Source organism: uncultured Moraxella sp. (assembly GCF_945873075.1).
In the GTDB taxonomy this organism is placed as follows: domain Bacteria; phylum Pseudomonadota; class Gammaproteobacteria; order Pseudomonadales; family Moraxellaceae; genus Moraxella.
Genome location: NZ_CAMCBS010000010.1, coordinates 59106 through 70508, shown reverse-complemented (window position 1 = coordinate 70508; position 11403 = coordinate 59106). Strand labels below are relative to the sequence as shown.

Annotated in this window: 13 protein-coding genes, 1 tRNA gene and 1 other RNA gene; 3 read left to right on the top strand and 12 right to left on the bottom strand. The window is 45.8% G+C overall.

The genetic code is table 11. The features are described 5' to 3' along the window. Positions 1-187: hypothetical protein (locus Q0N89_RS05150; protein ID WP_294034074.1), on the top strand; the 187-nt coding region annotated here is incomplete at its 5' end. On the opposite strand, the gene Q0N89_RS05145 is transcribed toward Q0N89_RS05150, so the two are convergent. The 3 genes from Q0N89_RS05145 to Q0N89_RS05135 form a co-directional block, all read right to left on the bottom strand. Beyond that, the gene (locus Q0N89_RS05145) at positions 162-1034 is read right to left on the bottom strand and encodes an ATP-binding protein (RefSeq protein WP_294034072.1); all 873 of its coding nucleotides are present in this window, start codon (positions 1032-1034) and stop codon (positions 162-164) included. The two genes, Q0N89_RS05150 and Q0N89_RS05145, sit on opposite strands and share 26 nt — an antisense overlap. 79 nt (positions 1035-1113) lie before the next feature. Next, the gene (locus Q0N89_RS05140) at positions 1114-2013 is read right to left on the bottom strand and encodes a neutral zinc metallopeptidase (protein WP_294034070.1); all 900 of its coding nucleotides are present in this window, start codon (positions 2011-2013) and stop codon (positions 1114-1116) included. 137 nt (positions 2014-2150) lie between these two features. Next, entirely contained in the window at positions 2151-2423 is a 273-nt protein-coding gene (locus tag Q0N89_RS05135; RefSeq protein WP_294034068.1) for a hypothetical protein, read from the bottom strand. A 126-nt stretch (positions 2424-2549) separates the two neighbouring features. Between Q0N89_RS05135 and Q0N89_RS05130 the strand changes: the two genes are divergently transcribed. Together Q0N89_RS05130 and Q0N89_RS05125 are read left to right on the top strand one after the other, a co-directional pair. Continuing rightward, positions 2550-3218: a carboxylesterase gene (locus Q0N89_RS05130; protein ID WP_294034066.1), complete on the top strand. Its 669-nt coding sequence runs from the start codon at positions 2550-2552 to the stop codon at positions 3216-3218. A gap of 121 nt (positions 3219-3339) precedes the next feature. Beyond that, positions 3340-3939, top strand: coding sequence for a hypothetical protein (locus Q0N89_RS05125; protein ID WP_294034064.1), 600 nt, complete (start codon positions 3340-3342; stop codon positions 3937-3939). Between the two features lie 227 nt (positions 3940-4166). On the opposite strand, the gene Q0N89_RS05120 is transcribed toward Q0N89_RS05125, so the two are convergent. The 9 genes from Q0N89_RS05120 to ssrS form a co-directional block, all read right to left on the bottom strand. Beyond that, entirely contained in the window at positions 4167-4826 is a 660-nt protein-coding gene (locus Q0N89_RS05120; protein WP_294034062.1) for a hypothetical protein, read from the bottom strand. Between the two features lie 167 nt (positions 4827-4993). Further along, on the bottom strand, positions 4994-5215 hold the full coding sequence (gene infA / locus Q0N89_RS05115; RefSeq protein WP_029102801.1) for a translation initiation factor IF-1: 222 nt from the start codon (positions 5213-5215) through the stop codon (positions 4994-4996). A 64-nt stretch (positions 5216-5279) separates the two neighbouring features. After that, the gene (gene truA, locus Q0N89_RS05110) at positions 5280-6113 is read right to left on the bottom strand and encodes a tRNA pseudouridine(38-40) synthase TruA (protein ID WP_294034055.1); all 834 of its coding nucleotides are present in this window, start codon (positions 6111-6113) and stop codon (positions 5280-5282) included. Continuing rightward, the gene (locus Q0N89_RS05105; RefSeq protein ID WP_294034054.1) at positions 6110-7105 is read right to left on the bottom strand and encodes an asparaginase domain-containing protein; all 996 of its coding nucleotides are present in this window, start codon (positions 7103-7105) and stop codon (positions 6110-6112) included. The genes truA and Q0N89_RS05105 overlap by 4 nt, the downstream gene beginning before the upstream one ends. A 193-nt stretch (positions 7106-7298) precedes the next feature. Next, the gene (asd, locus tag Q0N89_RS05100; RefSeq protein ID WP_294034076.1) at positions 7299-8417 is read right to left on the bottom strand and encodes an aspartate-semialdehyde dehydrogenase; all 1119 of its coding nucleotides are present in this window, start codon (positions 8415-8417) and stop codon (positions 7299-7301) included. A gap of 176 nt (positions 8418-8593) precedes the next feature. Continuing rightward, positions 8594-10042: an L-lactate permease gene (locus Q0N89_RS05095; protein WP_294034053.1), complete on the bottom strand. Its 1449-nt coding sequence runs from the start codon at positions 10040-10042 to the stop codon at positions 8594-8596. A 116-nt stretch (positions 10043-10158) separates the two neighbouring features. After that, positions 10159-10593, bottom strand: a complete 435-nt coding sequence (locus tag Q0N89_RS05090) for a hypothetical protein (RefSeq protein WP_294034052.1) — start codon at positions 10591-10593, stop codon at positions 10159-10161. Positions 10594-10850: 257 nt separating this feature from the next. Further along, positions 10851-10926 (bottom strand) — tRNA-Asn (locus Q0N89_RS05085). 126 nt (positions 10927-11052) lie between these two features. Next, a non-coding RNA gene (gene ssrS, locus Q0N89_RS05080) (6S RNA) lies at positions 11053-11245 on the bottom strand. Positions 11246-11403 lie beyond the last annotated feature (158 nt).

The window sequence follows — 11403 nt, the reverse complement described above, 5'->3', positions numbered from 1 at the left end:
TATTCTTGCTGATTTCACCGATTTTGAAAAAGATGCTACAAAAAGTGGATTAATTCCCATCATCACAGCCAAACCGCTACTGTCATTCAGTGGCGGTTTTTTACCAATTTCTCATCAGTTTGCCATCTTTCCAATAAGGCACGGCGACATAGCTGTCTTTATTAATGGGGTGATTGATTCAGCCTAATCATCCCTGCCCAATGTTGGCTAAATTGATACGCCACACGCCCCGAGCGACCGCCCCGAGTGCTTGCCCATTTGAGTGCTTCGGCTTCGGTGATATCATCATAGCTGATGCCATGCTTGGCAAGTAGGTGCTTGACGATGTCCAGATACAGCGCTTGATTCATCGGATAAAACGACAGCCAAATCCCAAAGCGGTCTGATAGCGATACCGTCTCATCGATGGTCTCATAGGGATTGACTTCATCGGTCTGACCATTATAGATGCTGACATTGTCTTTCATCAGCTGTGGCAGTAGATGGCGGCGGTTACTGGTGGCATAGACGAGCAGGTTATTTTGTTCGCTGTCAAGTGCGCCATCGAGCACGCTTTTTAGGGTGCGGTAATTTTCATCTTGGGCGTTGAATGCCAAATCATCACAGTAGATGATGTAGCGATTGGGATTGCCACTTTTGGCGGCAGTTTTGATGGCTTGGCGAATTTTATCAAGATGTAATAAATCATCACGAGCCACTTCGATGATGCGTAAGCCCTTGTGGTGATAGGCTTTGAGCAGGGCGCGAATCAGCGATGACTTGCCTGCGCCACGAGTGCCTGTCATCAGCACATGGTTGGCAGGCAGGCGAGCCAAGAACTGCTCGGTATTGGCGATGAGCTTGTCTTTTTGGGTGTCAATACCAAGCAAATCCGCCAAATCCCCACCGAAGCTGACATCAATCGGCACAAGCTTGCCATGCAGACCGCCCACCCAGCGATAGGCGAGCACATCAGCATCGATGCTAATGGGCTGTGTGGTACGCTCGCTTAGGTATTGGGTGAGCAGGTCAATAAGTTCATTTGGCAAAGTCATGGCATATCCTTAATCATACAAATCAAAATAAAAAAAATTGGGATACGCCATTGTACCCCAATTTTTTAGCAAATTACCATCAAATATTGCGTGTGGCAAAGGTATCGCATTGCTTAATATCACCAGTTTCAAAGCCACGATAGAACCACTGCTTACGCTGCGCACTCGTGCCATGCGTAAAGCTGTCAGGGACGGCATGACCTTGTGCTTTGTGTTGTAGGTAGTCATCACCGATTTTTTCGGCGGCATCCAGCGCTTCTTCGATGTCGCCTTGTTGCAAGAACTGCGTGCGTTCGTGATTGTGGCGTGCCCATAGCCCAGCAAAGCAGTCGGCTTGTAGCTCTTGGCGGACAGATAGGTTATTGGCGGCAGCCGTGCTTGCCTGTGCCTGTGCTTGACGGACTTGGCTTGAGATGCCGAGTAGCGTCTGCACATGATGACCGACTTCGTGGGCGATGACATAGGCTTGGGCGAAGTCGCCTGCTTGGTCATTGCGAGTCAGTTCGGTGTTGTTTTGTTCGCCGCCGATGTCCATTTGGGTGCGCATATCACGAAAAAATCCCGTGTCCAAATACACCTTTTGGTCAGCAGGGCAATAAAATGGCCCGCTAGCAGAAGTCGCTGAACCGCACGCAGATTGCACCGCACCGCTAAATAACACAAGGGTCGGCGCTTGATAAGTCTTGCCAAGCTGATTAAAAATCGGCGTCCAGACTTCTTCGGTATCAGCAAGTACTGTTGCCACAAATTCACGAGATTCTGCCATATCCGCCGTTTCGGTAGCAGGGGCGGTAGCAGGCGTGTTGGCATTTTGGATTTGTTGCGTGACGCCTAGCGTGGTCTCGGGGCTGATGCCAAATACTTGCCATAAAATCAGCGCAATAATCAGACCGACGATACTGATACCGCCTGCTTTTTTGGCACCGCCACCGCGTCTGTCTTCGATATTACTACTTTGTCTGCGACCACGCCACTGCATAGTTTCACCTTTTGTTGAATTTGATTTTGGAAAATGATTAAAATGGGATTATTATACGAAAAATGCCGTCGCAGATGGATGATGGGTTACGATATTTTACAAAAGTCGCACCGTGATGGTCGGTGATGGAGATGAGCTTAGTGTGCACAGGTCGCCATATGCACGAGTGGCGACCACCAATAGCCTTTGATGGCGTCAGTTTGGTGTATATCCGATGCGTGCATATTTGCCAAATCCTGCTGGCTGTGGTGGGCGTGATGACTGCCGTGACTGTTATGATGATGGGCGTGCGATGCATCAAATCCACCCCGATGATGGCTGACCACCACTGCACACACCATAAAGGCGATGGCAATGAGTATCCCAATCATTACTTGATAAGTCTGCGTGCTGTCTGTGCGTGCTATCATGCGGATGCCTTGTTATTAGAGTGATTAGTATAAGCGGTTTGGTGGCGACTTGGCAAGCGTGATCGACTTGCAATTTTGGTACATTGAGCGTAAGATTGGCGGTATTACTGATTTTAGGAATGATTTATGCTAAAAAGTATCATTGTCGAGCACAACCCAAATAACTTACCCATCACTCATGCGGTGATTTGGCTGCACGGCTTGGGGGCAAGTGGTCATGATTTTGAGCCGATTGTCCCCGAGCTTGGCTTGTCAGGTGATGTGGGTGTGCGATTTATTTTTCCGCACGCACCACAGATTCCTGTGACGATTAATGGTGGCTATATCATGCCGGCGTGGTATGACATCCTTGAGATGACACTCGATCGCAAGGTGGATGTCGCCCAAATCGCTGCATCGGCAGATGCCATCAATGTGCTGATTGATGAGCAAATCAGCGCAGGCATCGATAGCCAAAACATCATCATCGCAGGCTTTTCGCAAGGTGGGGCGGTGGCGTATCACACTGTCTTGACCAATACTCGCAAGCTTGGCGGATTGCTTGCTTTATCGACTTATTTTGCCACCAGTAATGAAATCTCAAGCGTCGGTATCAACCAAGACATCGCCGTCAAAATCGATCATGGTGATTTTGATGACATCGTCCCGCCTGTACTTGGTGCACGAGCCAAAGCATCGCTAGAAGTGCTTGGACTATCCCCGACGCTATCAACTTATCCAATGGCGCATCAGGTGTGTCTGGCGCAGATTAAGGCGATTGGTCAGTGGATGAATGAGTTATTTGCTAAGTCTTGATTTTAATTGATGTATGTTTTTTAATCAATGTATTTATAATCGCAAAAAAATTATTGAAAATATCCCAATCTTCATGGTAATATCAACTTATCTATTTCTTGTGTTAATATGGAGAATTGATTTGAATAAAGTAAGATTGTCAAAGGTAGCTACTGTAACGGCGTTATCTGCAGTGATTGCTCTACCATCGGTAAGCCAAGCCAATTTCTTGGATAAGCTAAACAAAGGATTGGGTAAGGTAACTCAGGTTTTGGGAACTGTGGGAACTGCCACTAGTGGCACTGCGAAAACTGTAAATTCATCGCCATTTGCTGATGCGACAGATGATCAAATTCAAAAAATTGTTGATGCTTCATTGATTCGTACAGGCGTTGCTCATATTGATAAAACTTTGGATGAAGCCAAAGAAAATATCGGTGAAATGATGTTGATGGCTAGTTGCTCAAAAGCCGATAATTTAAACTTTGGTCGAATTCAAGCTGCAGACGCTTATACCATATTTACAAATGGGGTTTTAAGTAAAGTTAATCATCACCCGAAAGATCGCTGCATGACCGCTCAAAGCATGGGTGGATTTAAAAAGCCTGCAAATAATCAAATTGAGTTCAATGTTGTATATTATTCTGAAATTTCGGGTGAAGGAACTACTTGTGAAGTAATTATGCGAGATGATTATGGCACAGGTAATTGGCTTGTTAAGAAACATTGGTGTCGCAATTAAACATCCTGATTGATTTCGCCATAACCACTTATCAAGAATAAAAAAGCCCAACACGCTTCCCCACCTCTTGGGTGACCGTGGTCACCCCGTGGGAGTAGTGCTGGGCTTAATTGTCATTGTATCAAATGTGATTTGATATGACAAGTTGAGAAGTAAGCTTTGGAAAATTGGTCAAGAATAGACGATTACAAACCATCTGGTCGGTTTTATCTTAATGATAGCAATGATTAAGCATGATTAAATTGACCATGTTGCAAAAAATGTAGCGTCTGCATCGCCACCGTCTTATCAGTCAGCAGTCCTGAATGACTAACGGGCAAAACCAAATAATCCGTCGCATGGTCAAGGGTGGTTTCGGACAGTAGCACTGTGCCGTCGTGTCGTCTATCAAGCCTATCATGCCTGCGTTGGTAGCTGTACAGCGCAAGCAATGGCACGCCAAGACCAACGGGTCGATGTCCTGCGATGACACCAATCTCAACATCACTCGGCGGTAGTGGACAAGTGCCATCGAGCGCACCCGTGTAGGACTGCTTAATCAGTGGTGGCAGATATTTATGCGCAAAGTGTGCCGTCTGACTGCCCTGATGTGGTGTGCCAAGCGTGACACAGCGATGCACTTGCCACATCGGATAATGTACCAAAAAATGCCGTATCACAAGGCCACCTAAGCTATGTCCGACCAGATTGATGGGCTTGGCAGGATCATGATGCGTCAGCAGATACTCGTGCAGTCCTTGACTGTGCTTGGCGATGAGGTGATTTAGGCTTTTGTAGCCATAGCAATAGGTTGATAAGCCGTGATTTTCCAGTCTCTTGGCAAGTGGTTTCATATACCACGGATTTAGATGCAGTCCGTGAATTAGGATGGTTAAGGGTGTGTTCATTGATGTTATGATATTGCTTAGATGAACTGATATCATAACAAATCTATAAAATGACAATCAATCACTGCGCAAAAAGCATACAATACATACCATACAATAAAAAAAGACCCAAACCAGCGTTCGGATCTTTTAAGATTTAAATAAAGCTAAGTCATCAACTTGGCGGATTATTTACCACGATAAGTGATGCGACCTTTGCTCAAATCATAAGGGGTCATCTCAACCTTGACCTTATCACCTGTCAAGATGCGGATGTAGTGCTTACGCATTTTGCCCGAGATGTGGGCGATGATTTCGTGTCCGTTATCTAGGCGGACTTTGAATAGGGTGTTTGGCAAAGTGTCGATTACTTCGCCTTCAAATTCGATGATGTCGTCTTTTTTTGCCATAATCTCATCAATATCGTTAAAAAATTTGGGCTATTATACTATTTTTCATCATGAAAATATAGCCTTATTTTGGTAAATTTAGCCAAAGTGGTGTCAATGGCATATCAGGCAACAAGGATTGCAAATGCTCTGGATAATAGGCATTGATAAAATACAAGCCATCAGCCGATGCGGTCGGCGGGGCAAGCGTGCGATCTTTGGCATGAATTAGGGGTAGCAGCTCATCTACCGCCATCTCACCACGACCGATGGCAAACAGTGCGCCCATGATATTACGCACCATATGGTGCAAAAAACCATCGGCTTGGATGTCAAGCACGAGATACGCCCCATGCGTGAACAGCTCGGCATGGCTGACTGTGCGTACAGGCTGATTGGACTGACAAGCCGCCGCACGAAAACTTGTAAAATCATGCGTACCGACCAAAAGCTTGCTTGCCTGTATCATCTTATCGATATCAAGCGGTGCATATTCATGTGTCACCTGATGGCGCAAGATGGCAGGGCGATAGGGCTGATTGAGTGTGATGTAGCGATAGCGACGCGCGATGGCGCTAAAGCGAGCATGAAAATCATCCGGCATCGGCACCATCCAACGCAGGGCGATGTCATCGGGTAGCATACTATTGACACCACGTAGCCAGTTATAGACAGGGCGGTGCGCGTGCGTGGTGAAATGCGCCACCATATTGCCAGCATGGACACCAGCATCAGTGCGACCTGCGGCGATGAGCTCGATGGGTTCGTTGGCGATCTTGGATAGGGCATTTTCGATGACGGCTTGGACGCCGATGGCATCGATTTGGCGTTGCCAGCCACGATAGTTCGTCCCGATGAACTCGATACCAACGGCATAGACTTGCGCACGGCTTTGGGCGGTTTGGGTCTCTTGTGTCATGGGGTGATCGTCCAGTGTGTATCAGACAGCTTGTCATTTAGGCCAAGCCACAGTGCCTGCCCATAGATGCCTGCGATACTTAGCGTCCCTGCTGCCCAGACGCCATGCTCATACTGCCATGCGCCAGCTGCGTAGTTGCTGTTCGTACCGCCAAATGGACACATCGTCGTGCAGATGATACGCACGCCACGAGCGATGGCATCATCGATGGCGTGGATGATGGCGGGCGATGATGGCAGATTGCCTGCACCGTAGCCGATTAGGATGATGGCACACGCATTGGTGGCTGCTTGGCTGATGGACTGTGCCAAAGTGTCAGTGGTATTGGGCAGGGCGTAGATGGCATGGATGTGGGTGGTGCTTGCACGGGTTTGTAAGTTGGCAAGCGCGCTGATTTTATGTTCAATCGCTGTGCTTGGTACTGCATGATGATTGGCATTATCAAAAGTTGCCACCACACCATCAAACGCATCATGGATTTGGCTGTTGACTTTTTGGGTATTATGAGCAATTAGGCGCTTATGATAAAACTGCACATAGACACCCGTGTGCTTTGATGCTACGCTAAGTGCATCGCTAAGATTTGTCCACGCATCACTGTCTTTGTTAATCTGATAATCGGCAAGTTCGGGGATGAATAATGGCTGCATACTACCTGTAATCACAAGGCTAATATCAGGCAAATCCGCCAAAGCGTGTGCCAAAAATGCCGCCAAAAAACTGAGTGTATCCGTCCCTGTCAATAGCACAAATCGACGCACGCCAGTAGCATAGGCATCAAGGATAATGCGATAAAAATGCACAAACTCTGTCGGTGTCAAGGTGCTGGAATCTTTGATGACATCATTATCAAGTACACAAATGTGATAATTTTGCTCAGCTAAACGCTCGGTCAAAATCGGCAAAAACACATCGGCAGGCAGGGGTGATAACGGCGCACCATGACTGCCAAAAGTACCGCCTGCATAAATCAGATGAATGGGTGTGGTCATAAGAATCATCACTCAAAAAAGCTTAGGCGTATTATAAAGCAAAGCCACCAAAAAAGCACATCAAATCATCGGTAAAGCCGCCACGCCCACCACAAGGTGTGTCTTGGCTAAATAAAAAAACCATTTATGCCACGATTAGGACATAAATGGTTCTTGCACACGCCAAAATAGCGGTAAAACGCTCAATCAGGGTTTAGATACGACCTTGTACGATGGCAAGCATACGGCGTAGTGGCTCAGCAGCACCCCACAGTAGTTGGTCACCGACGGTAAAGGCAGTCAGGTACTCACCGCCCATGTTCATCTTACGCAGACGACCAACGGCAACATTTAGCGTACCTGTTACTGCCACAGGCGTTAGACGCTCCATGCTTGCAGGTTTGTCATTTTCGACGACATCCAGCCAAGGGTTGTCGCTTTCACGCAGTGCCGCTTCGATTTGCTCTAGCGGGATGTCTTGGGTAAGCTTGATGGTCAGAGCTTGGCTGTGGCAACGCATCGCACCGATACGCACGCAGATACCATCGATATTGATGAGTTCGTCGCCTGATTTGCCAAGGATTTTATTGGTTTCGGCTTGACCTTTCCACTCTTCACGAGATTGACCATTTTCAAGCTGACTGTCGATATAAGGAATCAGACTGCCTGCCAATACTGCGCCGAAGTGCTGTTTTGGGAAGCTGTCGCTACGCTGTGTATCAGCGATGGTCTTGTCAATCTCAAGGATGGCAGAAGCAGGGTCAGCAAGCTTGTCAGCGACCGAATCACGCAGTACGCCCATACCGCTGATTAGCTCACGCATATTGTTTGCGCCAGCGCCTGATGCGGCTTGATAAGTCATCGCTGATACCCATTCTACCCAACCACGGCGGAATAGCTCACCGATTGCCATCAGCATTAGGCTGACGGTGCAGTTACCACCGATAAAGTCTTTTTTGCCATTGGCTAGGGCGGCATCAATCACATCACGATTGACAGGGTCTAGGATGATGATGGCGTCATCGTCCATACGCAGTGAGCTTGCAGCATCAATCCAGTAGCCATTCCAGCCGCTATCACGCAGTTTGCCGTGTACCGCTTTGGTGTAGTCACCGCCTTGACAGGTGATAATGGTGTCGCATTTGGCAAGCTCGGTGATGTCGTTGGCATCTTTTAGAGTGCCTGCATCCACGCCAAAATCAGGGGCTTTGCCACCAGCGTTACTCGTTGAGAAGAATACTGGGGTAATGTGTGCAAAGTCCCCTTCTTCAACCATACGAGCCATCAGTACAGAACCAACCATACCGCGCCAGCCAACCAGACCAACTACCATTTTTTCTGCCATGTTAAAACTACCTTTTGCTTGGTGAAATAACCCAATCAAGACCATCACGATTGGGCGAGAATGAATAGATAACTATGCCTTGTTATGACCAAAAAATCAAGTGTTTTTATGAACTTTTGTACACTAATTTTTTGGGTTGGTTAAAACTTGTGGTTTGATATTGGCTACGCAAAGCGTATCAGCACAACAAGCGTCAGCACCATCATCAGATACACGCCGATAAGTAGCTTTAGCCCAAAGGCGAGTAGGGCTTTTTCGTCCAATGTGCCATCGTGTTTGTTTTGGGTGGCGATGGTGCAGATAAGAATAATCATAGGCATGGATGCAAATACCGCAAAGCCTGCACCAGCATTTTGGATGGCAGAAAATAATACACCGTGACCAAGACTATCACCAAGCTTGCTACTGATATCCATCAGCAGTGCATTACCACCCAAGTTCGAACCTGTTACAAAACCGCTCAGCATCGCAAACAGTGGCATCATCAGCATAAATAACCAAATATTGTCCATGTCATCAAGCATTGCCATCAGCTGTGTGATAAACCCTGCAAAATTCATCAGCTGTGCAAGTAGGATAAAAATAAACAAAGTAGCACAAGCTTTGAGTGCTTTGACAAGGGGAAATTGCACACGATGATGTTGATGGCGAACGGCAATCACCGCAATGGTCATCAAGATGGCAAGGCAGGGACTTGCAAAAAAGACAAAATTCACACCATAACCATGCAGGGTGCTTATATCAAGCAGTATAGGATAATGATTCGCCAACGCTTTGATGCTGATGACAAAAGCAACCACAAGCAGATAAGGTGTCATTACTGCCAAAAAGTTCATAAAACTGTGCATTGGATTTTGTTTGGCACGATATAACAAATAAGCAGCAAATACCAAGAAATTAACAAGCCCTGCAATCACCCCTGCTAACTCCACCAAGCCAAAGCGATTGGCGGTATATAGTGATATGCTAAATAATGAAATTAATAAAATGGCAAATATAATATCTTGTAGCTGTAATCCATGACCAAGCAATCGAAGTGCAACCAAACAAAACAGCAATAACATCAACGGCATAAAATAAGCGGTAGTCATCCCCAAGACTGCGCTATCTATGCCAGCAATCTTCGCGCCAACAAGTGTCGATAATCCAAGTGTGCCCCATGAGATGGTATTCATGCTAAGCATGGATAATCGACCAGCAACATCAGCACGAAATAATGAAAGCAAAATAGGAATTGCCAAAATTAGCGAAATGCCAAAGCCTGTGATAGATTCCACCGCAGGTAACAGTCCGAATAATAATAGCAGTACCTTGTGGTGCGTCTTGATGGGTAGGTTTGTCAAGAAGTGACGAATGTTCGAATTGTACTGATAGCGGTCAAGCAGCGTGCCAAGTGCCAGACCGGGCAAAATCACACAAAACGCCGTCAGGGATAAAATCGTCGTATTAATCAGTGATTGAGTCATAATAGTGGTATTCATTGTTAAGCCGTCATGCCATAGTGCTAATATGGCAGTAGATAGCACGCCAATGATGCCAGCGGTCGTACTACTTTTGCGTAGCACTAGCATGGTGAACAAACTGATTAAAATGGGTAATATCAAGACAACCATGTCACATCCATCATCATTAAAACAAAGAAACGGCATATCCATGATATACCGGTTCTTTGTTATCAACAATCACTAACTGCGCAACTGTCGTTAAATCTAAAGCTTAAGCTTAAGTCTTAGGCACATTCGATACCAAAGCCATCTGATTTTAGTGCTTTGGCGTCTTTACCATTGGCAAAATCACGATCGCTTGCAGGGACTTGTAAGCTATCTAAATGACTTGCAAAATCACCATCATTATCCGTGATGAAGCTATTGCCCGTACAAGCATCGATGGCAACATATGCTGTCTGCGTACCTGCGCCTGTCGTACCATAGACTAGGCTGTTATAGGCGAGTAGATGGTCATCATGACCGTGAAATCCTTGAGTGTTGGCGACATATTCGCCGTCATGATACAGATAGTATTGTCCGTCTGTCGCCATTTTCATGCTGACACCACCGCCGACCGAAATGGTCAGCTGTGAAATGCAGTAGGTAGCTGCAAGCGCCACAATAATCAAAGCGACAATACCGAAAGTGCGTTCTTTTAGACTGGTGGATAGCGACATAATCTTCATCCTCTTGATTGTGTGATGTATCTGATTGGTCAAGCTTTGCCAAACAACTACATCATGAAGCTATTCATTAAGACGGATCCGTTTGCTTTATAGAAATAGTATAATATAATTATACATAATTTGCAAATCTATAACATTAAATGATGGATATTTTGATATGTGATATCAAATAACAAGAGAAGGAAGTGGGGTGGTGTAAAAAAGACAAATAAAAAAGCCTTTCTACATAAGAAAGGCTTTCTTGAATATGGCTCCCCAACCTGGGCTCGAACCAGGGACACACGGATTAACAGTCCGATGCTCTACCGACTGAGCTATTGGGGAATGTCGGTATCTTTCGCTGTTTGCTTAAGATGGTGCGTATTATAGCAGGTTATTTTGACCTGTCAATACTTTTTGCAAAATTTTTTTGAAAATCATCAAAAATTTATAGCCAAAAAGCAATACACATAAAAAACCAAAGTACCGCTGCAAAGGGGTGACCATGAACCGTGAAGTTCAAGGCGGATAAGAGTAATGCTCATTACGGCTTCCTGATTCATCACAAGGATGCAGGCCTGCACAACAGAAACATTGAACCCAAATCCTAAAATAAGATTATCGGCTCAGGAATACGCTTCACTGGCGAGTACTTCAGTCTGCTTATTATAGCAAAATGAGCGAATTTTTCAAGTGCCTAGCCTGAATAATGTCAAGGGGCATATTAGGCAACTATTTGATTTTAATTAATTTTTACTAAAAATGTTGCCAAGTGTTCAGGTAAATAGCTACCAATGATACAAAAAAATGCCCATTGAAATC